Genomic DNA, 24,339 nt, shown 5'->3' with positions numbered 1-24,339 from the left:
CTGGCACTGAATCATAATCCCACAAACAAAAAGCCCCGCCGGAGCGGGGCTTTGTTTTTATTCGGCGGGGACGGCTTTGTCTTCGATCCCCAGCGGATGCGGGATTTTGTCCAGCATCTCGGTCGGGCAGACCTGAATGAACTTCGCCAGTTCCTCTTCCCAGTGCTGCAGGATGCCAGCGGCCAGACGGCTGCCTGTTTCCGCGTAGTGACGCTCGACCAGATCCTTCAGCTCGGTCTGCCATGCTTCGACGGCCACCGGGCATGTGACGATGGATTCGGTGTTCATCATTTCCACCGACTTGCCATCCGGATCGTAGAGATACGCCATACCACCGGTCATACCGGCACCGAAGTTCGCACCGATCGGACCGAGGATCACCGCTGTACCGCCGGTCATGTATTCACAACCGTTGGAGCCACAGCCTTCGACCACCACTTTGGCGCCCGAGTTACGCACAGCGAAACGTTCGCCCGCGCGGCCTTCGGCAAAGAGGTAACCGTCGGTCGCACCGTAGAGAACGGTGTTGCCGATGATGGTGTTCTTCGCAGCTTCCAGCGGCGAGTTCATCGGCGGACGCACCACAACGGTACCGCCCGACAGACCCTTACCAACATAGTCGTTGGCGTCGCCATAGACTTCGATCTTCAGACCCGGGGCCGCGAAGGCACCCAGCGACTGACCGGCAGAGCCTGTCAGCTTGACGGTCAGGTGATCCGGCTGGAGCGAGTTGCGCATGCCGAACTTGCGGACGATGTGGCTCGAGGTGCGTGTGCCCACGGTGCGGTGCGTGTTCATCACCGCGTAGGACAGTTGCATCTTTTCGCCTTCCTCGAGGAAGCGCGCCGCATCACGGATGATTTCCGCATCCAGCGTGTCATCCACAGCGTTGCGCGGACGGTTCAGGTCATAGACCGTTTCGTCCGAACCATCGACCCGGATCAGAAGCGGGTTCAGATCCAGATCGTCGAGGTGGTCGGAACCACGCGATACCTGGCTAAGCAGGTCCGCACGACCGATCACTTCGTCCAGCGAACGGGCACCGATGGACGCGAGAATTTCGCGCACTTCCTGAGCGTAGAAGGTGATCAGGTTCACGACCTTGTCCGCGTTGCCTGTGAACTTGGCCCGCAGGCTTTCGTCCTGAGTACAGACACCGACGGGGCAGGTGTTCGACTGACACTGGCGTACCATGATACAGCCCATCGCGATCAGGGCGGCGGTGCCGATGCCGTATTCTTCGGCACCCATCATCGCCGCCATGACGATGTCACGACCTGTGCGAAGACCACCATCGGTCCGCAGGGTGACACGCGAGCGCAGGTTGTTCATCGACAGAACCTGATGCGCCTCTGTCAGACCCATTTCCCACGGCAGACCAGCGTATTTGATCGAGGTCGCAGGCGATGCGCCTGTGCCGCCGTTGTGGCCGGACACAAGGATCACGTCCGCCTTCGCCTTGGCAACGCCAGCGGCGATGGTGCCAACGCCCGAGGACGCCACCAGTTTCACGGTGACCTTACAACGCGGGTTGATCTGCTTGAGATCGTAGATCAGCTGCGCAAGGTCCTCGATCGAGTAGATGTCGTGGTGCGGCGGCGGCGAAATCAGGGTCACGCCAGGTGTGGAGTGACGCAGACGCGCGATCAGCTTGGTCACTTTCATGCCGGGCAGCTGACCACCTTCACCGGGCTTCGCGCCCTGTGCGACCTTGATCTCAAGCTCTTCACACTGGTTCAGGTATTCGGCTGTGACACCGAAGCGGCCCGATGCGACCTGTTTGATCTTGGCCGACGGGTTGTCGCCGTTGGGTTCCGGCAGGAAGTGTGCCGGGTCTTCACCACCCTCGCCCGAGTCGGACTTGGCGCCGATGCGGTTCATCGCAACGTTCAGGGTCTTGTGTGCTTCGGGCGACAGGGCGCCCAGCGACATACCCGGAGTGACAAAGCGCTTGCGGATCGACGTGATGCTTTCCACTTCGTTCAGCGGCACAGGTTCGCCCAGCGGCTTGATCGCCAGCAGGTCACGAAGATGGATCGGCGGGTTCGCCTGCATCGCTTTGGAATAAGTTTTCCAAGTCTCGAAAGACGCGCTGTTACAGGCGGCCTGCATCAGGTGCATTGTCTGCGCACCCCATGCGTGGGTTTCACCGGATTTACGGGCTTTGTAGAAGCCACCGATCGGCAGAACGTTCTGACCGGACAAGAAGCCCAGATGGTGGATGTCTTCGGCCTTTTTCTGGATACCGGACACACCGATACCGGAAATACGCGACACCATGCCGGGGAAGTATTCGGCACACATCGCGCGGGACAGACCCACAGCTTCAAAGTTCAGACCACCGCGATAGGACGAGATGACCGAGATACCCATCTTGGACATGATTTTCAGCAGGCCCATGTCGATGGCGTCACGGTAACGCGCAACGGCTTCTGTCAGCGGGCCATCCAGCAGGCCGCGGTTGATACGGTCTGCAAGGCTGTCTTCTGCCAGATAGGGGTTCACAACAGTCGCACCGGCACCGATCAGAACCGCAAAGTAATGCGGGTCCACACATTCCGCCGAACGGACGTTCAGCGAACAGAAGGTACGCAGGCCCTTGCGGGTCAGGTGGCTGTGAACCGCCGAGGTCGCAAGGATCATCGGCATGCCGATTTTCGCAGCAGACGCGTGGTGGTCGGTCAGGGTCAGGTGACCCGCGCCGGAACGCACGGCATCTTCTGCTTCATTGCGGATACGTGCCAGCGCTTCGCGCAGCGCGGACTGACCTGCGCCCACGGGGAACGTACAGTCGATTTCCACGCTTTCCGCGTTGAAGTGCTTTTGCAGCTCTTCGAACTGGGCGTTGCCGACGAACGGGCTTTCCAGAACCAGAATTTCGGTCTGCGCGCTGGATTCATCCAGAACGTTTTTCAGGTTCCCAAAGCGGGTCTTCAGCGACATGACGCGGAATTCGCGCAAGCTGTCGATCGGCGGGTTGGTCACCTGGCTGAAGTTCTGACGGAAGAAGTGCGACAGCGGGCGGTATTTCTTGGACAGAACCGCCGACGGTGTGTCGTCACCCATGGATGCCAGTGCTTCTTTGCCATCCTCGGCCATCGGCACAAGGATCTGCTCGAGCTCTTCTACGGAGTAGCCGGCTGCCAGCTGACGCTTGCGCAGTTCGTCGCCGTCAAACATCGGCTTTTCGTCGACCTTTGCCAGCACGTCGTCCAGATCGTTGATCTTGCCAACCCAGTCGCCGAACGGCTGCGAGGCCGCCAGTTTATTCTTGATGGCAACGTCGTGGTACATTTTGCCTTCGGCCATATCGACCGCCAGCAACTGACCCGGGCCAAGCGCGCCTTTTTCACGCACGGTGGCTTCGTCGACGGGGACCATGCCCGCCTCGGAACCGGCGATCAGCAGGCCGTCGCCTGTCACGACGTAACGCATCGGGCGCAGACCGTTGCGGTCCAGACCCGCGCAGACCCAGCGACCGTCAGTCATGGCCAGAGCGGCAGGGCCGTCCCACGGTTCCATAACCGAGTTGCAGTAGGAATACATGTCACGCCACGCCTGCGGCAGTTCCTCGGCCTGCTTGGACCAGGATTCAGGCACCAGCATGGTTTTCGCCATGGGCGCGTTACGGCCTGCGCGCACCAGAACCTCGAACACAGCGTCCAGAGCGGCCGAGTCGGACGCGCCGTTTGCGATGATCGGTTTGATGTCGCCAGCCATGTCGCCGAATGTCGAAGAGGCCATACGGATTTCGTGGCTCTTCATCCAGTTGACGTTGCCTTTCAGCGTGTTGATCTCACCGTTGTGGGCCAACATGCGGAACGGCTGGGCCAGCCACCACTGCGGGAAGGTGTTTGTGGAATAACGCTGGTGATAGATCGCGAAGGCGGACTCAAAGCGTTCATCCTGAAGGTCGGGATAGAACTCGGCCACGTCCTGCGCCAGCATCATGCCTTTGTAGATGATCGAACGGCAGGACAGCGATGCGATGTACAGCTGACCAACGCCCGCCGCAGCCGCAGCTTTTTCGATGCGACGACGGATGACGTAGAGTTCACGCTCGAATGTTTCTTCGTCCACGCCTTTCGCGTTCGAGATCAGGATCTGCTCGATCTCGGGGCGTGTCGCGTTCGCCTTGTCACCCAGGCAGTCGACGTTCACCGGAACGTGGCGCCAGCCGTAGATGTAGTAACCCATGCGCAGAACTTCGGTTTCCACGATGGTCCGGCAGGTTTCCTGCGCGCCAAAATCTGTACGGGGCAGGAACACCTGACCAACCGCCATCAGCTGGTTCATGCGCGGTGTGTGACCTGTGCGTTCGATCTGGTCGTAGAAGAACGACACGGGGATCTGAACGTGGATACCTGCGCCGTCACCGGTTTTGCCATCAGCATCAACAGCACCGCGGTGCCAGATCGCTTTCAGCGCGGTGATACCCGCTTCGACAACCTTGCGCGACGGTTTGCCATCTACAGAGACAACAAGACCAACGCCGCAGGACGAATGTTCTTCTTCTTCGCTATAAAGACCGTTCTCGGCCATCCATTTGCGCTTTGCCTCTTCGGCGCGCACCCAGTCAGCATCATATTTGGTCATGGCTTCGTCCTCCATGTGGACCGTCGGAAGTGACGGCCGAATTTCAATTCGTAGCTTTAGCTGGCCGCTTTGGTCTTGGTTCTAGACGCAGTGGCCTTTTTCGGTGTCGTGGTCGTGGCCTTCTTGGCCGCGCCCGTTGATGTCTTTTTCGCCGTTTTGACTTTGATCGTCGTGGCCTTTGGCGCTGCCGGTGTTTCAACCACCCTCGGGGACGGGCCCAGTATCGGGTGGTTTTCGGTCGTTCGGCGATAGGCGCCCATCGGTTCCAACAACTGGCGCACGCGGCGGGTCCGGTTGTTCAGACACAGCGAGACGACCTGATCCAAGAGACCCTCACGTTTCAGCCGCTGGGGCACTGCGTGGGTCGTATCGGGCAAGATCGTGTGAACCAGTCCTGCCTGGATCGGAAAACGATCGCGCTGGTATTTGTCGCGGTTATGGTTGCCGTGGATCACGTGGTACGAGGTTTCGTTGACCCAGTGATCATCGACGGACCGGATGCGAAAATCCGAAATCGGATCAACCCAGTTGCGCCAGCGGTGTTCATTGCCCGCGATATCCGGATGCACCGAATGCTGCGGGGCGAGCGACACGACAGTGTCGACCTCCATAAAGTCCGCCAGCACAATCGCTGCGAAGCCGCCCATGGAATGGCCCAGCGTGCAGATCGAGGTGATTCCGCAGCTATCCACGATCTTGGCAGTGTCTTCCAGAATGCGTTCGATGATCCCGTCACCGTTCAGCCAAGTCCGGTTCGGATCGACCACAAACAGCACGTGATTCTGGCCGTTTTCGGTCGCAGAACGCGCAAATTCGTAGGGCGGGATATCTTCGCTATCCTTACCCACACCTGACAGACAGATCACAAGGCGCGAATTGCTGCCTTTGTGCTGATAGGTCAGCAGATCAGGATCGGTGCGCAGGGGCGTGATTTCGAAACGCTCAGCCATGATCACGCCTCACCCAGTGCAGGGAATTTGGCGACGCAATCAGCGCGCGTCAGAACCTTGCGGTCATTTGCAGTGTAGGCGTAGCTGTCTGGCTTGTGATCGATATAGATCTCGGCCCGCATTTCGAAACCGTTCGGATCGTCGAACAGACCCAACGGGATCGCGTAGGTGCCACCCCATTCAGAGCTGTCGTCCGACATCGAAAACCACAGGCCCGAACCGCATTCCGAACACCATGCGCGTTCGGCCCACTCCGAGCTTTGGCGCGTGGCAATCTTGTCCTGACCGGTCCAGTCGATCTGATCTTTAGCAACATCGACTTCGATCAGCGCAGAGCCAGTCCAACGGCGGCACATCTCGCAATGGCAAACGTCAACAGTGGACGGCACGGCCCGCGCGCTGAATCGCACGGCTCCGCATAGGCATCCTCCTGTCCGTTCCATTGACATGGGTGTTCCTTCGTTGGCTGGCGCTGCGGCGGATTACTCCGCCGCGATTGCCGCTGACTTTTCGATATCTGCCAGAACAGCCGCAGCACAGTCGCGACCATCACGGATCGCCCAAACCACCAGCGATGCACCGCGCACGATGTCGCCTACGGCATAGACGCCCTCAAGGCTGGTGCGACCGGATGTGAATTCGGCTTTCACAGTACCCCAACGGGTGACTTCCAGCTCGGGCTGACCCCAAAGCGTTTGCAGCTCTTCGGGTTCAAAACCCAGCGCCTTGATCACCAGATCGGCGGGCTCGTCGTATTCCGCGCCTTCGATCGGCTCGGGGCTTTGACGGCCTGTCGCATCGGGTTGACCCAGACGCATGCGCTGAACGATCACGGATTCGACCGTGTCACCCTTGAAGCCCTTCGGCGCTGTCAGCCATTCGAACTGTACGCCTTCCTCTTCCGCGTTCTCTACTTCGCGGACAGAACCCGGCATGTTCGCACGGTCACGGCGGTACAGACACTTAACGCTTGTCGCACCCTGACGGATCGAGGTCCGAACACAGTCCATCGCGGTGTCGCCACCGCCGATGACAACTACGCGCTTGCCCTTGGCGTTCAGCTCACCGCTTTCGAATTCGGCAACGGTGTCACCAAAGTTCATCGCGCGGTTGGATGCTGTGAGGAAGTCGATCGCCTTCACGATGCCCTTGGCACCGGCGCCCGGACCACCCAGATCGCGGCTTTTGTAAACGCCTGTCGCGATGATGACCGCGTTGTGCGCCTTGCGGATGTCGTCAAACGACATGTCTTCACCGATGTTCACGCCCAGCTTAAAGGTGACGCCACCTTTTTCCAGCTGCTCGATACGGCGCATGACCACGTCTTTTTCCAGTTTGAATCCGGGGATACCGTAAGTCAGCAGGCCGCCTGCGCGGTCGTAACGGTCATAGACAGTCACCTGCAGGCCCGCACGACGCAGCACGTCAGCGGCTGCCAGACCACCCGGGCCCGCACCAATGATGCCAACGCTTTCTTCGCGCTCGGAAACAGGTGCGATGGTTTCAACCCAGCCCTCTTCCCACGCAGTGTCGGTGATGTATTTCTCGACCGAGCCGATGGTCACAGTGCCATGGCCGGATTGTTCGATGACGCAGTTGCCTTCACACAGACGGTCCTGCGGGCAGATACGGCCACAGATTTCCGGGAATGTGTTGGTGGCTTGCGACACCTGATACGCTTCTTGCAGACGACCTTCGGCGGTCAGACGCAGCCAGTCGGGAATGTTGTTGTGCAGCGGGCAATGCGCCTGACAGTAAGGCACGCCACACTGGCTGCAACGCGACGATTGCTCTTTCGCTTTCGCGTCAGCAAACTCTGCATAGATTTCATTGAAATCCTCTTTGCGCTGTGCGGCACCGCGCTTTTCGGGCATATCCCGATCGATCTTTACGAATTTCAACATCGGCTGGTTTGCCATCAGGCCAACTCCCTGAATTGCGGACTAGACGCTCCCTATACTCAAGGGCGCTCTGAAAGAAAAGTCAGCACGACTTACCTAAATAAAGATTTTCTCGCAAGATATATTTGAATTTCTATTGCAGCGCAGCAAATTTAGGTCACAAATCGGACCTATATTAGCGCTTTGCTAAAAAACAAAAGGTTTTATACAGCCGAACATGCCCATCGGAGCCTTTTGATGACCTATGCCCATTTGCTGATTCTCGCGTTGATTCAAGGCATAACCGAGTTTTTGCCGATCTCTTCGTCGGGCCATCTGATCCTGCTGCCGGGCCTGACCGGAATGGAAGATCAGGGCCTCGCGCTGGACGTCGCTGTCCACGTGGGCACACTTTTTGCGGTCATTTTGTACTTCTGGGGCGATGTAAAGCAGGCCCTGATCGGCACGCCGCGCATGCTGATGGGCAAGCTCGACACAGACGGCGCGTTCCTTGCGCTCTGCCTGTTGATCGCAACGATTCCCGTGATCATCGTAGGGCTGGCACTCAAACTGTCGGGCCTGGACGAAGCGATGCGGTCGATCACCGTGATCGGGTGGACGATGCTGATCTTCGGCCTTGTCCTTTATTGGGCAGACCGGACAGGCGCCGAAACCCGCGAAGCAAAGGACTGGACCCTGCGCCACGCCCTGACCATGGGCCTGTGGCAGTGCCTCGCCCTGATCCCCGGCACATCGCGCTCCGGCATCACCATCACCGCAGCCCGGCAACTCGGCTATGAACGCAGCGACGCGGCGCGTCTGGCCATGCTGATGTCGATCCCAACGATTGCAGCCTCTGGCATCCTACTGGGCGCTGACGTGGTTGGTCAGGCCGACATGGCACTTCTGCGCGACGCAGGCATTGCCGCACTCATGGCCTTTGCCGCAGCACTGGCCGCGCTGACCCTGATGATGCGCCTGCTGCGCTCGGTCAGCTTCACACCCTACGTCATCTACCGCGTTATCCTTGGCGCGATCCTGCTCTGGATCGGCTATTCGTGATCATCATGCGCCACACGCGAATCCGTTGGCGCATCATCGCGATCAAACATGCCGTAGTCCCGCAGGACGTGGCACACCTTCAGACGGTAATCGGCAAAAACCCCACCCCGCCCCTTGGCCTGTGCCCCACGATGCGCGGTCAATTGACGCCAACGGTCCACAGCGGCCTCGTCCTCAAAGAACGAAATCGACAACAGCTTGCCCGGGTTGGTCAAGCTCTCGAATCGCTCGACGGAAATAAAGCCCTCAACCTCATGCACCAACGGCCGCATCGCAGCCGCGATATCCAGATACTCCTCCCGCTTGCCATCCGCTGGCTGAACCTCGAAAATAATGGCGATCATGGTCATGTCCTCCCTGCCCCGGCGGCAGTTAGCCAGAAATCCACACAGCAAACCAGCCGCTTTCATCTGTCCACAAATACTCCGGGGGCACGGGGGCAGCGCCCCCGCTCCGGTCGCTTTGGCAAAGCCAAAGCGAAACCAACAGTATTTAAACCACCCGCGCGCCCTGTTCCGGCGTCAATATCGGGCGCAGCAAAGCCACGGGATGACGGCGCAGGGTCAGGCGCAGGGCGACGTAATCCTCAACCACCTGTTCGCCTTCCGTCATCTCGGGCAGATGGGCGGCGGGCTCGACGATGCCGTCGCCCTCCAGATCACCGGCAAAGAGCGGCAGGGGTTTGTCCGCGTCCAGCGCCTTGGCTTCCCACAATGCCTCGCGCCGGTTCAGGCCGATATCGGCGAACACATCCGCTTCGGCCAGACGGACCAGCACCTTGGGTGGCAGGCCCGCGCGGCGCCAGACATCGCGCAAAGCCTGATAGCCGTTGCCCCGCGCCGCCGTCAGCCATGCGGCGTCTTCTTCGCGCAACCCCTTGATCTGCCGGAACCCCAATCGCAGCGCCAGACCGCCCCTGCCGTCAGGCTCCATCACATTGTCCCAGAAACTGGCGTTGATCGACACGGGCAGCACCGTCACGCCATGTTCGCGCGCATCCCGCACGATCTGGGCGGGGGCGTAGAACCCCATGGGCTGGGCATTCAGAAGCGCGCAGGCAAAGATGCCGGGGTGATGGCATTTGATCCACGCACTGGCATAAACTAGAAGCGCGAAACTGGCCGCGTGGCTTTCGGGAAAGCCGTAGGACCCGAACCCTTCGATCTGGGAAAAGCAGCGTTCGGCAAAGTCCTGATCATAGCCGTTCTTGCGCATGCCGCGCAGGAACCTGTCGCGGAATTCACTGACCGATCCGTGTTTTTTGAACGTGGCCAGCGACCGGCGCAAGCGGTCAGCCTCGGACGGGGTAAAGCCCGCGCCGATGATGGCGATCTGCATGGCCTGTTCCTGAAACAGCGGCACGCCCAGCGTTTTGCCCAGCACCTGCCCCAGTGCATCTGACGGGAACGACACCTCTTCCTCGCCATTGCGGCGGCGGATGTAGGGGTGGACCATGTCGCCCTGAATGGGACCGGGCCGGATGATCGCCACCTCAATCACCAGATCATAGAAACAGCGCGGGCGCATGCGCGGCAGAAAGTTCATCTGCGCGCGGCTTTCCACCTGAAACACCCCGATGCTGTCAGCCTTGCAAAGCATGTCGTAGACCGCCGGATCCTCGGGCGGCAGCGTGGCAAGCGTGTGGGTGTCGCCGTGGTGTTGGCGCAGCAGGTCAAAGGCCTTGCGAATACAGGTCAGCATCCCCAGCGACAGCACATCGACCTTCAGGATGCCAAGGCTGTCGATATCGTCTTTGTCCCAGCAGATAACGGTCCGATCCTCCATCGCGGCGTTTTCGATGGGCACAAGTTCATCGAGCCTGCCTTCGGTCACGATGAAGCCGCCAACGTGTTGCGACAGATGACGGGGAAAGCCGATGATCTGATAAATCAGATCCATCGTCTGGATCAGCCTGCGGTCGGTCGGGTCCAACCCGATTTCACGCATCCGCTGGGGTTCCAGCCCCTTGGTCGAGAAAAACCCCCAAAGCTGGGAACTGAGCGCACCGATGGTGTCCTGGCTGAGGCCCATGGCGGCCCCGACCTCGCGAATGGCGCGTTTGCCGCGGTAGTGGATGACGGTCGCGCAGAGGCCCGCGCGGTGGCGGCCGTAGCGGTCATAGATGTGCTGGATCACCTCTTCTCGGCGTTCATGTTCGAAATCCACGTCGATGTCGGGCGGCTCGTCGCGGGCCTCGGACACGAAGCGTTCGAACACCATGGTGCCGATTTCGGGGCTGACGCTGGTGACGCCAAGACAGTAGCAGACCACGGAATTGGCCGCCGAGCCGCGGCCCTGACAGAGGATGCCGCGATCACGGGCAAAGGCCACGATGTCGCGCACGGTCAGGAAATAGGGTTCGTATTTCAGCTTGGCGATCAGGGTCAGTTCGTGTTCCAGCATGGCGCGGACCCGCTCCGGTGCGCCGTAAGGGTAGCGCCACTTCAGCCCAGCGCGGGCAAGGCGCGCCAGCCTGTCGCTGGCGCTTTCGCCTTGGGCCACTTCGGACGGGTATTCGTAGCGCAGGCTGCCCAGATCGAACTGGCATGTGTCGGCCAACGCTTGGGTGCGGGCGATGGCATCGGCGTGGGGCCCAAGGATGCGGCGCATTTCGCCTTCGCTGCGCAGACGTTGTTCACCATTGGCCAGCGCGTTGCGCCCCAGCTGATCGACGCGGCACCCCAGACGCACAGCAGTCAGCACATCCGCCAGCCTGCGCCGCGCGCCGTGGTGCATCAGCGGACGGGCGGTGGCGATGGTGGGGATGTTAAGGTGTTTGGCGAGTTCTGTGTGGGCGGTCAGACGTTGGGCATCCTGCCCGTCATAGACAGGGCCAAGCGCAAGGTGGATTTGTCCGGCAAAGCGGCGCGACAGCCGTTCCGCCTGTGTCAGCCAAGCCCCCGCGCCGCGCGGTGACGTGGTCGCTTGTGGTGACGGATGCAGGATCAGTTGCAGCCCGCCTGCCATGTTCGTCAGGTCATCCAGACGCAGATCGCAGCTGCCTTTTTCCGTTCTCAGCCGTCCTTTCGTGATCAACCGGCAGAGATGCGCCCAGCCTGTCCGGCTGGCCGCCAGCGCGGTCAGCTCGACCCCTTCTCGGAACACCAGCCGTGCGGCCGGGATCAGGCGGGGGACGTTGGTGATATCGATGCCCTGCGGGATATGCCCGTCCGGCGCAGGCGGACCGATGGGGCCATCCACCGCCTCGGCCTCGGTGCGTTCTTTGACTTGTCGCGCGATATCGCGGGCCTTGGTCCATGCCCGCACAATCCCCGCGACTGAGTTCTCATCGGCGATCGCGATGGCGGACAGGCCGGTCAGAGCCGCACGCTCCATATATTCCTCGGGGTGGGAGGCCCCTGTGAGGAAGGTGAAATTCGACGTGATACTGAGTTCGGCAAACATGGGATCAGATCAGGACCAAAAGACGAATCGGGATAGCTCCCATCCATTATGTTCCACTTTTGTTTTCTTTCGAAGAGGAGCTTTGCCGCGCCTGTGCAGGAAACTGCCGCCCCGACACAGCCCATGGGTTTTCCATTGCCTCCAGAGCGGATAGACCAAAGCGCAGGCAGTCAAAGGGACAGATCATGGCCGATACATCCGCCAAACCCACGCGCGGCGTGGTTTACGTGGCCTGGGGCCGTGACCACGTGGATGTGGCGCGCCGCTCTGCCGCCAGTGTGAAGCGGTCCAACCCCGATCTGGGCACCACGATCTGGTGCAAGGACGGCGATGACACCAGCGGCTTTGATCAGGCGTTTTTCATTCCCGAAGGGCTGAAACGCCCCAAAGTGAACGTGCTGGGCGACAGCCCCTATGACGAAACCCTGTTTCTGGACAACGACACGATCATCCGCAGCGATCTGGGCACGATGTTCGATCTGCTGCAGAAATACGAAATGTGCGGCGCGCAGGTGATCCTGTGGCATCGTCCGCGCCACCAGAAAAAGATCGATCTGGACCTGCCCGAGACCTTCCCCGAGATCAACACAGGCGTGTTGCTGTATCGCAAAACCGAAGGCGTGCTGGCGTTGTTCAAGGATTGGGCCGACACCTTTGCCAAATCCGGCATGGGTATCGATCAGCCCAGCTTCCGTGAAGTGCTGTGGCGGTCGGACATCGCGTTTTATGTGCTGCCGACACAATTCAACAAACGGGTGTTCGAGGCCTCAGAACTGATCTGGTCGGATCAGCCGCGCCCGCGTATCCTGCATCTTGAGATTTTGCGGCCCCAGAAGAACCCGATCAAACGCTGGCTGTCGAATCTGATACGTTAGACGTGGCGTCGCTGCTTGTCTTGGCGGGGGCTACATGGCATTTCTTGACCAATTGATAAAAAGGTATCGCCCATGCAGACCATCAGCGCAACCGGCACCCTTCCCCAAACGGTCGAGCCCCGTAACCCCGGAACCGCGCTTGATCTTGATTGGGTCATGCGCGCCACGGCCAACCGGTCGGCGATTGAACGCCGCGCGGCAACCCTGCCTGCGCGCCGGTCGGTCAAAAAGGATCATCAGGCGGCATGGCTGGCCCGTGCTGTGTCCTGCATCGATCTGACGACGCTGGCGGGCGATGACACCGTTGGCCGCGTCCGTCGTTTGTGCGCCAAGGCGAAACAGCCCGTCCGTGCCGATCTGCTTGAGGCGATTGGCCTGCCCGATCTGACCGTCGGTGCCGTTTGCGTTTATCACGACATGATCGCCCCTGCGGTCGAGGCGTTGGACGGCTCCGGTATTCCGGTTGCGGCGGTATCCACCGGCTTCCCTGCCGGTCTGTCGCCGTTTCACCTGCGCGTACAAGAGATCAAGGAAAGCGTCGCCGCAGGTGCCGCCGAGATCGACATCGTGATTTCGCGCCGCCATGTGCTGACCGGGAACTGGCAGGCGCTTTATGACGAAATGCGCACCTTCCGTGATGCCTGCGGAGATGCCCATGTGAAAGCCATCCTTGCCACCGGCGAACTTGGCACCCTGTCGAACGTCGCGAAGGCCAGCCTGATCTGCATGATGGCAGGGGCCGATTTCATCAAAACCTCGACCGGGAAGGAAAGCGTCAACGCGACCTTACCCGTCAGTCTGGTGATGATCCGCGCGATCCGCGATTTCTATGACGCGACGGGATACCGCGTCGGCTACAAACCCGCGGGCGGGATTTCCAAAGCCAAAGACGCAATCACCTATCTGGCGCTGATCAAGGAAGAGTTGGGAGACCGCTGGTTGCGGCCCGATCTGTTCCGTTTTGGTGCATCGTCCCTGTTGGGCGATATCGAACGCCAGATCGAACATCATGTCACCGGTGCCTATTCGGCATCGTGGCGGCACGCGATGGCGTAAGGGATGCAGAATAACCCTTATATCCTTCTGTTCGGCATCTTCTTTGCCATCTGGCTGGGCGCGAAATCGTGGCGGCGCAATCGTCTACGCCGTGCCGTGCGCGATCTACCGACAGCCAGCCGCCGCTTGCTGGGGCCAGAGCCGGATTACCTGCCACCATCACAAGACAGCGCGCCGCCTGAACTGGCGGGCTACCTGCGCCTTCATCGCCGCAGCGGCCAGATCCAGAAGGGCCTTTGGGGCCTTGCCGGACTGTGGCTGGCCTTTGTTATCTTCCTCGTCCTGAGAAAGCAGTTCCTATGACCGTCAAAGATATTTTCGAAAACATGGACTACGGCAGCGCCCCTGAAAGCGCGGGCGATGCGCTGGCTTGGATCACCGATCAGGGCGCACGCTTCGGCCTGTTTATCGACGGTGAATTCACGGCTCCGGGCGACACGTTCGAAACCACCAACCCCGCCACGGGCGAGGTGCTGGCAGACATCACACAGGCCACTGCCGACGACGTGGCCGCCGCCGTGTCAGCCGCCCGCGCCGCACAGCCGGAATGGGAAGCCATCGGCGGCCCTGCCCGCGCGCGGTTCCTTTATGCGCTGGCTCGCCTGCTGCAAAAGCATTCCCGCCTGTTTGCGGTGCTGGAGACGCTGGATAACGGCAAACCGATCCGCGAGGCGCGGGACGTGGATATCGCGCTGGCGCATCGTCATTTCTACTACCACGCGGGCTGCGCCCAGCTGGAAGAAACACAGGCACAGGGCCGCGTGGCCCAAGGCGTTTGCGGCCAGATCATCCCGTGGAACTTCCCCCTGTTGATGCTGGCGTGGAAGGTCGCGCCCGCGCTTGCGATGGGCAACACGGTGGTTCTGAAACCTGCCGAGTGGACATCGCTGACGGCTCTGCTGTTTGCTGATATCTGCCGTCAGGCCGGTCTGCCCAAGGGCGTTGTGAACATCGTCACGGGCGACGGTGCTGTGGGCGAAATGATCGTCACCGCCGACGTCGACAAGATCGCCTTTACCGGCTCAACCGAAGTGGGCCGTAAAATCCGTCAGGCCACCGCGGGCAGCGGTAAATCGCTGACGCTCGAACTGGGCGGAAAGTCCCCCTACATCGTGTTCGAAGACGCCGATCTGGACAGCGCGGTTGAAGGGCTGGTCGATGCGATCTGGTTCAACGGTGGGCAGGTCTGTTGCGCAGGGTCGCGCCTGTTGGTTCAGGAAGGTATCGCGGATCGGTTCTATGCCAAACTGCGCGCCCGTATGGACAAGCTGCGCGTGGGCAACCCGCTGGACAAATCCATCGACGTGGGTGCCATCGTGCACCCTGAGCAACTGGCCCGCATCCGCGCGATGGTCGAGGCCAGCGGCGGCGATATGCACCAGACCGCTGGCGTGCCCGAGGGCTGCTACTATGCCCCCACTCTGATCACCGACCTGTCGAATGCCGACCCGCTGATGCAGGAAGAAATCTTTGGCCCCGTTCTGGTCGCCACCACCTTCCGCACCCCTTCTGAGGCGATCGAGATCGCGAACAACACGCGCTATGGCCTTGCCGCGACGGTCTGGTCGGAAAACATCAACGTCGCGCTGGACGTCGCGCCGAAACTGGCCGCAGGCGTGGTCTGGGTGAACGGCACCAATATGTTCGACGCGGCCGCGCCCTTTGGCGGCATCCGCGAATCCGGCTTTGGCCGCGAAGGTGGGCCCGAGGGGCTGTGGGCCTACACCAAGCCCGCCGAAAAAGGCCCGCTGGTCACGGAAATCGCGGCTTTCGAAGGCGACAGCGCCGAACCGCAGCCGGTGGACCGCACCGCCAAGCACTATATCGGGGGCAAACAGGCGCGTCCCGACGGCGGTTATGCCCGCAACATCTATGACGCGTCCGGCGCGCTGATCGGGCAATCCCCCATCGGCAACCGCAAAGACATCCGCAACGCGGTCGAGGCCGCACGCGGCGCCAAGGGCTGGTCGGTGGCCACCGCGCACAATCGCGCGCAGGTGATCTATTTCCTTGCTGAAAACCTGTCGGCACGCGCAAACGAACTGGCCACAACGATTGACCGCATGACCGGACAGGATACCGGCGCGGATGAGGTTGAGGTCGCCGTGAACCGCCTGTTCCACTACGCCGCATGGTCCGACAAATTCGCAGGCGATGCCCGCGCCGTTCCGATGCGCGGCCTTGCCATGGCCCTGCGCGAACCGGTGGGCGTGATCGGCGCGATTGCCCCCAACGAATTCCCACTGCTGGGTCTTGTGTCTGTCATGGCCCCCGCCATCGCCATGGGCAACCGCACGGTCATCGTCGCGTCCGAGGCCTATCCGCTGATCACGCAGGACCTGACGCAAATCCTTGAAACCTCTGACGTGCCCGCAGGTGCCGTGAACCTGATCACAGGGCCCCATGCAGAGCTGGCCGCGACACTGGCGGATCACGCCGATGTCGATGCGCTCTGGTCCTTTGGTGCCGCGGCCCTAGCGGGCGATATCGAACGCCGCGCCGCTGGCAACCTGAAGCGCACATGGGTCAACCACGGCCACGGTCGCGACTGGTTCGGACCCGATGGCCAATGCCGCAATTTCCTTGAGGAAGCGACCGAGGTCAAAACCGTCTGGGTTCCCTATGGCGCGTAACGCCGCGCCAATACCTCCGGTCATTGAGATTTTGCGAATCCGATGTTATCTTTGCAGTAGGGCCCAGCGCCGGGGCCATACTGGTCGGCGTGTTGACTATAGGAGGACAATGTCCTGTCACTCGACACAAATGCGGCCAATGCCGCAAACGCGGGTCACCCGATGACGGGCGCCACCCATCCTGAACTGACAAGCGAAGCAATCCTTGCCTCGGTTCTTGAGTCCCTGAATGACAACAAGGCGGAAGAGATCGTGCAGATTGACCTGCGCGGCAAAACAGCCATGGGCGATTACATGGTAATCTGCTCGGGCCGCTCGTCCCGTCAGGTTGCTGCCTTGGCCGAAAAGGTCACCGAAGACCTGAAAGCCGACTATGGCGTTCTGTCCAAGATGGAAGGCAAGGAAACAGGCGACTGGGTTCTGATCGACACCGGCGACGTGATTGTCCACGTGTTCCGCCCCGAAGTGCGCGAATTCTATCAGCTTGAGAAGATGTGGCTGCCCGCAGGCGCAACCGGCAAGCCGACAGAACAATAAGCCTGACAGGCTGAACGAGGCAGTGATATGCGCGTAAGCCTATGCGTCGTGGGCCGGCTACGGGCCGGTCCGGAACGCACCCTGATCGACGATTACCTGACACGCTTTGACAAAACCGGACGGGCGCTTGGCCTTGGTCCGGCAAAGATCATTGAGGTCGAGGATAAGAAAGGCGGCGGCATGTCGGCCGAAGCCGATCTGCTGCGCCGCGCGATCCCCAAGGGCGCCACGCTCTGTTGCATGGACGAGAGGGGCGAAGTGATGACCTCGCCCGAGTTTGCCCAACGTCTTGGCCAGTTCCGCGATCAGGGCACACAGGACATGGCCTTTGTCATCGGCGGGGCAGACGGGATTGATCCGTCGCTCAGGGCCGAGGCACGCATGTCATTCAGCTTTGGCAAAATGGTCTGGCCGCACATGCTGGCCCGCGTGATGCTAAGCGAACAGCTGTACCGTGCGGCCTCCATTCTGGCGGGCTCCCCCTATCACAGAGAATGATTTCGCCTCGCTTCGCGAGACGACCGGCTGGGGGCAAGCCCTCAGACCCCCAAGCTCACTGACCAGGCGTTGCCGCTGACCCTGCCAGTATCCCGCCATCAATCGACAGCTCGGCCCCCGTTATATAGGCCGCCTCGTCTGACGCCAGCATCGCAGCCACCGCTGCCACTTCGCTCGCCTCTCCGAACCGTCGCATGGGCGTGTCGGCAACCATAGTGGCCTCTCTCTCGGCCCGATCAGGGCCATCGCCCAACATCGGCTCCCACATGGGCGTCATGATCGCGGCGGGATGGATTGAGTTACACCGGATCCGAAGGCCCTGCCCCGCACAGTACAAAGCGACCGATTTGGTATGATTGCGCACCGCCGCCTTGGACGCAGCATAAGCCGCCGCCATAGGAATGCCCACGATGCCCGAACGGGACGAGATGTTGATGATACTGCCCTGCCCTTTCGCGCGCATGGCGCGAATCCCATAACGACAGCCAAGGAACGTCCCGTCGTTATTCACCGCATGAACCGCCCGCCAATCCGCAAGCGTTGCATGCTCGGGATCATGCGCAGGCGGCGCACCGTCAAACGGCCCCTCGAACCCTGTGATACCGGCGTTGTTCACCAACACATCGATCTGGGGAAACTGCGCTTCAATGCGCGCCCAGTCGTCTTCTGACGACACATCAAGACGGGCAAACACGGCCCCGATGCGATCGGCCAACGCCTGACCGGCCACCGCATCTATGTCCGTCACAATAACACGCGCGCCTTCTTGTTGAAATCTTTCTACAATAGCGGCGCCAATGCCCCGCGCAGCCCCTGTCACAAGGGCGGTTTTATGTTCCAGTCTTTGCATGGAAACTCCGAATATTAAACGTCATGGAAATCGGGCAGAAGGTGCCCGAAGCGCAGGTCTTCCCTCAACAGGAAACCCTGATCAAAAACCGCGCTGATCCATCGTCGTTCACTCCTCTTCGGATACCCGAAGGCTACGCCCCTCAGACCCGATGGTCAAGAAACGCAAAAAGGCCCGCCACACGGACGAGCCCAATTCTTTATCCTGACCCCCTCCAAAGGCACCCACCCGAGGAAAAATCCAAAGGATTTTGACGAGATAAACCAGCGCGCGGCGACAGCCGCGCACCGCTGGATCACGCTTAACAGCCGACGTCGATGATCGCCTTGGCCAGCTTCGGGATTGTCACGTCGTTCAGACCCGCAATGTTGATACGGCTGTCACCGACCATGTAGATGCCATGCTTTTCACGCATCTCTTCCACCTTGTCCGCGCTCACACCCAGACGCGAGAACATGCCGCGGTGCTGTGCCAGGAACCCGAAACGGTCAGAACCGGACAACCTCCGCAGTTCATCCGCCAGCGCTTGACGCAGACGCAGCATGCCCAGACGCACTTCTTCCAGTTCCGCTTCCCAATCCGCGCGCAGGGCCGGATCGTTCAGAACCATCGTCACAAGGCGTGCACCGTGATCCGGCGGGAACGAAAAGTTCTGGCGGTTCAGATAGGACAGCGTGCCCTGGTTCACCTTGAACTTCGCCGGATCGCTGGACACGGCCATCAACAAGCCTGTGCGTTCGCGGTAGATGCCAAAGTTCTTGGAACACGACGCCGCAATCAGCGCCTCGGGGCAGCTGGATGCCACCAGACGGGTTGCAGCCGCATCCGCTTCAAGACCGTCACCAAAGCCCTGATAGGCGATGTCGATCATCGGAACCGCACCGGTTTTGTTCAGCAGGTCCACGACCTCTTGCCACTGGGGCAGTGTCAGGTTCGCACCAGTCGGGTTGTGGCAGCAGCCGTGCAGCAGAACCACGTCACCAGCTTTCACGTTCGCCAGATCGGCCATCATGCCATCAAAGTTCACGCCACCTGTTTCCGCGTCGAAATAGCGGTAGGGCACGTGTTCGATGTTCATGTGCTTCAGGATCGACAGGTGGTTCGGCCAAGTGGGATCGGACACGAAAACACGCGCATTCGGGTTCGCCATCTTGATCAGGTCGAACGCCTGACGCACAGCGCCTGTACCACCCGGCGTCGCCGCAGCAGCAACAGAGCCACGCGCAACCGCGTCACCCAGAACCAGCGACACCATCGCGTCTGCGAAACCCGGATCGCCCGCCAGACCCGTGTAGGACTTCGTCTCTTCCGCTTCCCAAAGCTGCTTTTCCGCCGCTTTAATCGCACGCATGATCGGCGTTTTGCCTTCTGCGTCCTTGTAAACGCCTACACCCAGATCGATCTTGTCGTCCCGCGGATCTTCGCGGTACGCCGCCATCAGGGCGAGGATTTTGTCAGCCGGTTGTTCCTTGAGCTGTTCGAACATCATTGGTCTCCAGTGGCGACGGGCAAGGTGGGGAACTGCCCCCATTCAGACCAGGACCCGTCATAAAGCGAATGATCAGTTTTCCCGAAGCGTTCCATCGCCAGCGACAGGATCGCAGCGGTCACGCCAGAGCCGCAGGTCGTGATTGCCGGTTTCGACAGATCAACACCCGCTTTTTCGAAAATCTCGCGCGTGGCTTCGGGGGATTTCATGGTGCCGTCTGCATTCAGCAGCTCACCAAAGGGCACGTTGCGCGACCCGGGGATATGACCGGACCGCAGGCCTTCGCGCGGTTCGGGCACCTCGCCGCGGAACCGTTCAGCCGCGCGGGCGTCGATGATTTCGTGATCGACCAGTTTGGACGCCGCAGACACCTGCGTGACGTCCTTCACCATGTGGTTCTGGCGGCGGACGGTCATGTGACGGTCGCGGATGATCGGCGGCAGGTCCTCTGTCGGGCGGTCTTCGGCCAGCCATTTCGGCAGGCCACCATCCAGAACAGCAATGTCCATCTGCCCCATCAACCGGAACAGCCACCAAACGCGCGCCGCGGAAAAGATACCGACCGAGTCGTAGACCACGACCTGATGGCCGTCACCCACGCCCATGGCGCGCATACGGCTCATGAACTTTTCCACCGGCGGCACCATGTGCGGCAGCGGCGAACGCAGGTCGCTGATTTCATCAATGTCGAAGAAGCGAGCACCGGGGATGTGGCCTGCGTCATATTCAGCGCGGGCGTCACGATCTGAACCGGGCATATGCCAGCTTGCGTCAAGCAATCTCAGGTCTGGATCCTTGAGATGCGTCGCCAGCCAGTCAGTAGAAACAAGTGTCTTCGGGTCGTCAGCAGCCATGGCAGCCTCCTTGCGTCACGTCGGTGTGTTAGGCAAGCCAGCCGTGGCATGCAAGCGGGACTCGGCCCCGCTTGCACCATTTTGTCGGGTTATTTACTCAAAACATTGCGCAGAAGGCCAACAACGGCCAGACCTGCGCCACCACCAACACCACCCGATAGCACCTGACCGATGATTGCCCCGATATCGAGGCCACCCGCTGCACCTGCAGCACCGGCCAGATCAGGAGCACCCAGTGCGCTCAGGATTGTACCACCCAAACCTCCACCAAGGATGCCCGCGATCGAGTTGATCAGCGTCCCTTGATCGATACCTTTCACTGCGGCACCTGCCGCGTTTCCGCCGACAGCACCGGCGATGAGCGAGATAATCAATTCCATTGTGACAGTCCCCTTCCAATGGCCACTCGGTAATCAACAAGGACTGTATACGCGGCCCGAACGGACACGCGCGACGGGAGAATGCAGACGCAATTCCCCCCAAATATTCCGATAGTCAGATGAAAGGGTTTAGCTGCCCTGTTTCAGCAGGCGCTGCTTCTGGCGGTTCCAGTCGCGCTTGGCGTCGGTGGCGCGTTTGTCGACGTTCTTCTTACCCTTGGCGATGCCGATCTTCAGCTTGGCCACGCCTTTGTGGTTGAAGTACAGAACCAGCGGAACAAGGGTCATGCCCTTGCGCTGCGTATCGCTCCAAAGCCTTGCGAGTTCACGCTTGGACACCAGCAGCTTACGACGGCGGCGGTCTTCGTGGCCGAACATCGCCTGCTCGTAGGGCGCGATGTAGCTGTTGACCAACCACAGTTCGCCGTTATCGACGGTGGCATAGCTTTCGGCGATATTGGCGGAATTCACGCGCAGGGATTTGACCTCGGAGCCTTGCAGGATGATCCCGCATTCGATGTCGTCCTCGATGGCATAGTCGAACCGTGCCCGCCGGTTTTCGGCGATCACTTTGTAGTTCGGGTTTTCTTTCTGCTTAGCCATGGGGCGCTTGGGTATCCGATAGGGTCAGTGCTGTCCATCGCAGATAGGGATCAATGCCCGCCGTATCAATCCGATTCCGCGGGCTTTTCTGCTTTGCCCCGCTTTCGTTGCTTTGCCGCAAGCTCATCCAGATAGGGCACCGAGATGTTCCGTTTTTCCGCGCTTTCGCGCACGGCCTGCTGCACTTTGACCGACCGGCGCAGCAACCGGCGGAAGCGGCGTTCTTCCAGCGTCAGAAGCGTGGAGGGCGCGATGGCCCGCACTTCGGTGCGTGGGGTGGATCTATTCAGCATGGATAGCTGCCCGAACAGTTCGCCCCGCCCAAGACGGTGCGATGTCGCCGCAGCGGTGCGCAACTCGACCGCGCCCGAAGCGATGAAGTACACGCGATCCGGCTGACGCCCGCGCGCAAGGATCAGATCGCCTTCGTTCACATACCGCGTGGTCAAAGCACGGCTAAGCCGCTTCAGCGTCGCCTCGTCCAATTCCCCAAACAGCGGGAACTGGCGGGCCAGATCGGCTTTGCGTACCGCGATGTCCAGCTTGGGGCGTTTGGCGACGGCGTTGAACCGGGTATCGAGCTGGTCTTCGAGATCGGCAAAGACCTCATCGCCGATCAGGCCTTCTTCGTGCAGCTGGGCGTATTCCTGACGTTCCAGCCGCAGGGCGGTGCGGCGGATAAAGCGGCGCTCCAGCTCTTCGGCATAGCCGGGGTACTGAAGGCGTAAACCATCCAGCGCCTGTTCGATCATCTCGCGGCGTCGGTTCAGCAGTTCATGAAGCAGATCCGCCACACGCCGCCCGTGGATACGTCGGATACGCGTGTCGATAAAGCTGTCCAGATCGCGCATCACCAGACCCTGCAACAGCAGAATTTCGAACCTGTCCGCCGTTTGTTGCGCCAATGGCGCGGAAATGCGCAGACGGTTGTAGGCCCACAGTGCCAGACGCAGTCCACCGCCCAAACCCACGCTTTGGCGCGCGGCCTTGCGATAGCCCGTCCGCCCCGACTGACGCGCGGTTTCGGCCAGACGGTCCACATCGGTGACAACGCGGTCTTTCAGACGCGAGGATAGACCACGTTCCGACAGCCTCTCTAACACAAGGTCGCGCTCGGCCCCGGCCAGCGCGATCAGTCCCAGCGTGATGCGGTCACGGTCCTGGATATCGTCGGTATTCTCGGCCCGTCGCACCGCCTTTTCCAGACGTTCGCCAAAGGCCTTGGCCTCGGATCGGGTGGTTTCACGGCTGAGGTTATAGTTCTCGGTGATCTCGGCCACCTGTTCGCGCACGCTTTGCAGCGCGACCGCGATGACCTGTTTCGACAGGGCTGCATCAATCGGCTGAAGCTTATCCAGCCCCAAGCGCCGGATCACAAAGCGCAGGCTGGTGCCCTGAACGACCAAGGTGAACAGCGTGTAGCCTGTGGCCAGCACACCCACCATGCGGCGCGTTTCCGGCGGCACGCGCAGGCTTTCTGTCACGGCCAGCGCCAGCGCCAGCGTAACCGCGCCGCGCAGGCCGCCCCAAAGGATCGCCCCGCGATAGGCGGGTTCCACATGCGGGGACATCCGCAAAACGGTCAACGCGGGCAGGACACCGAACAGGATAAACGCCCGCGCCAAAAGCGCGGCGGCCGCCACGACAAGGATCAGACCAAAGTCCACCAGCGTCACGTCCTCGAGCAATCGAGGGATCAACAGCGCGGCCAGCACAAAGATCATTGCCCCCGCCCAGTGGGCCAGCAAATCCCACGTGTCGCGCATGTTGCGCCAGGCGCTGGTGGTCAGAACCGCAGGGGCCGTGACGTTCACGGTCAGGCCCACCGCTACAACGGCAATCACACCCGATGCGCCAAAGACCTGTTCCGCCAGAATATAGGCAAAGTACGGCAATGCGACCGAGGCCGAGATTTGCGCCAGTTCATAGCGCTGCATGAACGCCATACAGATGACCGCCAGACGCCCCAGAACAATACCAACCGCTGCTCCACCAAGGATCAGGATCGGGAACCGCGCGAGCGCTGAGCCAAGATCAGGGTCCGGCACGCCCCGCATGACAAAGCCCATGAACAGGCCGAAAATCGCGATGGCGGCGGCGTCATTCATCAGGCTTTCGCCTTCGATGATACGGGCCAGACGGCGCGGAGCTGCGATTGAGCGGAAGATCGTCACAACCGCCGACGGATCGGTCGTTGAGATGATCGAGCCCAACAACAAACAGGGGATCAGGGCAATGCCGCTGATCCACGACAGCGAATAACCCACAACGATGGTCGATACGAACACCGCCACAACAGCCAGCGTCAGGATCGGCACCCAGTCATCCGCCATCCGGCGCAGGTTCATGCCCAAAGTGACCTGAAACAGCAGCGTCGGCAGGAATACATACAAGAAGACGTTCGACCGGATCGGCAGGTTCAGGATACCTGTCGCAACAGGGTTCAGGACATCGGTCAGATCGGTACGCAGGAAAAACGCTGCGGCAAGACCGATGATAATCCCCAACCCCGCAAGCATGACGCTGTAGGGCAGGCGCAGACGCGCTGCCAAAGGTTCGGCCAGACCAAGCACGAGGAAAAGGGATGCGATGATCCCGGTAATAACGACGACGTCCATGCGCCTGAATTATCCAACCTGCCCGATAATCGGAATAGACATTCAGTTGCTAC

General features: G+C 60.6%; 19 protein-coding genes. 7 read left to right on the top strand and 12 right to left on the bottom strand.

The genetic code is table 11. From position 1 onward, the window contains the following. Positions 1-57: 57 nt before the first annotated feature. The 4 genes from gltB to AC4FIA_RS03985 are packed head-to-tail and all read right to left on the bottom strand — an operon-like array spanning position 58 to position 7,465. Complete coding sequence (gene gltB, locus AC4FIA_RS04000) at positions 58-4,596, bottom strand: glutamate synthase large subunit (protein WP_490364799.1); 4,539 nt, start codon at positions 4,594-4,596, stop codon at positions 58-60. Between the two features lie 56 nt (positions 4,597-4,652). Beyond that, positions 4,653-5,546, bottom strand: a complete 894-nt coding sequence (locus AC4FIA_RS03995; protein ID WP_490364798.1) for an alpha/beta hydrolase family protein — start codon at positions 5,544-5,546, stop codon at positions 4,653-4,655. A 2-nt stretch (positions 5,547-5,548) separates the two neighbouring features. After that, on the bottom strand, positions 5,549-5,989 hold the full coding sequence (locus tag AC4FIA_RS03990; protein ID WP_490364797.1) for a GFA family protein: 441 nt from the start codon (positions 5,987-5,989) through the stop codon (positions 5,549-5,551). A 39-nt stretch (positions 5,990-6,028) separates the two neighbouring features. Then, entirely contained in the window at positions 6,029-7,465 is a 1,437-nt protein-coding gene (locus tag AC4FIA_RS03985) for an NAD(P)-dependent oxidoreductase (protein ID WP_287474275.1), read from the bottom strand. A gap of 219 nt (positions 7,466-7,684) precedes the next feature. Here AC4FIA_RS03985 and AC4FIA_RS03980 point away from each other — a divergent pair, with 219 nt between their 5' ends. Then, on the top strand, positions 7,685-8,488 hold the full coding sequence (locus AC4FIA_RS03980) for an undecaprenyl-diphosphate phosphatase (RefSeq protein ID WP_490364796.1): 804 nt from the start codon (positions 7,685-7,687) through the stop codon (positions 8,486-8,488). Here AC4FIA_RS03980 and AC4FIA_RS03975 read toward each other — a convergent pair. After that, on the bottom strand, positions 8,479-8,832 hold the full coding sequence (locus AC4FIA_RS03975; protein ID WP_490364795.1) for an antibiotic biosynthesis monooxygenase family protein: 354 nt from the start codon (positions 8,830-8,832) through the stop codon (positions 8,479-8,481). The genes AC4FIA_RS03980 and AC4FIA_RS03975 overlap by 10 nt on opposite strands. Before the next feature lie 148 nt (positions 8,833-8,980). Further along, positions 8,981-11,893 (bottom strand): error-prone DNA polymerase, encoded by a 2,913-nt coding sequence (locus AC4FIA_RS03970; RefSeq protein ID WP_490364794.1) that lies wholly within the window; start codon positions 11,891-11,893, stop codon positions 8,981-8,983. 185 nt (positions 11,894-12,078) lie between these two features. Between AC4FIA_RS03970 and AC4FIA_RS03965 the strand changes: the two genes are divergently transcribed. The 6 genes from AC4FIA_RS03965 (at position 12,079) to rlmH (ending at position 17,492) form a co-directional block, all read left to right on the top strand. Next, the gene (locus AC4FIA_RS03965) at positions 12,079-12,768 is read left to right on the top strand and encodes a putative nucleotide-diphospho-sugar transferase (RefSeq protein WP_287475178.1); all 690 of its coding nucleotides are present in this window, start codon (positions 12,079-12,081) and stop codon (positions 12,766-12,768) included. A gap of 72 nt (positions 12,769-12,840) precedes the next feature. After that, complete coding sequence (deoC, locus tag AC4FIA_RS03960) at positions 12,841-13,824, top strand: deoxyribose-phosphate aldolase (protein WP_103910522.1); 984 nt, start codon at positions 12,841-12,843, stop codon at positions 13,822-13,824. A gap of 3 nt (positions 13,825-13,827) precedes the next feature. Continuing rightward, positions 13,828-14,127 (top strand): hypothetical protein, encoded by a 300-nt coding sequence (locus tag AC4FIA_RS03955; protein WP_103910521.1) that lies wholly within the window; start codon positions 13,828-13,830, stop codon positions 14,125-14,127. After that, the gene (locus AC4FIA_RS03950; RefSeq protein WP_490364793.1) at positions 14,124-16,457 is read left to right on the top strand and encodes an aldehyde dehydrogenase family protein; all 2,334 of its coding nucleotides are present in this window, start codon (positions 14,124-14,126) and stop codon (positions 16,455-16,457) included. The genes AC4FIA_RS03955 and AC4FIA_RS03950 overlap by 4 nt, the downstream gene beginning before the upstream one ends. 162 nt (positions 16,458-16,619) lie before the next feature. Next, positions 16,620-16,994 carry a ribosome silencing factor gene (rsfS, locus tag AC4FIA_RS03945; protein ID WP_488048798.1) on the top strand — a complete coding sequence of 125 codons (375 nt, stop codon included), beginning with the start codon at positions 16,620-16,622 and terminating at the stop codon, positions 16,992-16,994. A 27-nt stretch (positions 16,995-17,021) separates the two neighbouring features. Then, positions 17,022-17,492 carry a 23S rRNA (pseudouridine(1915)-N(3))-methyltransferase RlmH gene (rlmH, locus tag AC4FIA_RS03940; RefSeq protein ID WP_488048799.1) on the top strand — a complete coding sequence of 157 codons (471 nt, stop codon included), beginning with the start codon at positions 17,022-17,024 and terminating at the stop codon, positions 17,490-17,492. Positions 17,493-17,547: 55 nt separating this feature from the next. On the opposite strand, the gene AC4FIA_RS03935 is transcribed toward rlmH, so the two are convergent. The 6 genes from AC4FIA_RS03935 to AC4FIA_RS03910 form a co-directional block, all read right to left on the bottom strand. Continuing rightward, a complete protein-coding gene (locus AC4FIA_RS03935; protein ID WP_490364792.1) occupies positions 17,548-18,342 on the bottom strand; it encodes an SDR family oxidoreductase in 795 nt (264 codons plus the stop codon). A gap of 301 nt (positions 18,343-18,643) precedes the next feature. Continuing rightward, positions 18,644-19,828 carry an amino acid aminotransferase gene (locus AC4FIA_RS03930; RefSeq protein WP_490364818.1) on the bottom strand — a complete coding sequence of 395 codons (1,185 nt, stop codon included), beginning with the start codon at positions 19,826-19,828 and terminating at the stop codon, positions 18,644-18,646. Then, positions 19,828-20,685: a 3-mercaptopyruvate sulfurtransferase gene (gene sseA / locus AC4FIA_RS03925; protein ID WP_287475167.1), complete on the bottom strand. Its 858-nt coding sequence runs from the start codon at positions 20,683-20,685 to the stop codon at positions 19,828-19,830. Before sseA ends, AC4FIA_RS03930 begins: the two co-directional genes overlap by 1 nt. An 89-nt stretch (positions 20,686-20,774) precedes the next feature. Further along, positions 20,775-21,065, bottom strand: coding sequence for a hypothetical protein (locus AC4FIA_RS03920; RefSeq protein WP_103910529.1), 291 nt, complete (start codon positions 21,063-21,065; stop codon positions 20,775-20,777). Positions 21,066-21,194: 129 nt separating this feature from the next. Further along, complete coding sequence (gene smpB / locus AC4FIA_RS03915; RefSeq protein WP_103910530.1) at positions 21,195-21,668, bottom strand: SsrA-binding protein SmpB; 474 nt, start codon at positions 21,666-21,668, stop codon at positions 21,195-21,197. Between the two features lie 65 nt (positions 21,669-21,733). Further along, positions 21,734-24,286 (bottom strand): cation:proton antiporter, encoded by a 2,553-nt coding sequence (locus tag AC4FIA_RS03910; protein ID WP_490364791.1) that lies wholly within the window; start codon positions 24,284-24,286, stop codon positions 21,734-21,736. Positions 24,287-24,339: the final 53 nt, after the last annotated feature.

This window comes from Thalassococcus sp. (assembly GCF_982780845.1).
Note: the sequence above shows the minus strand (reverse complement) of the source record. Positions and strands in the feature narration are given on the sequence as shown.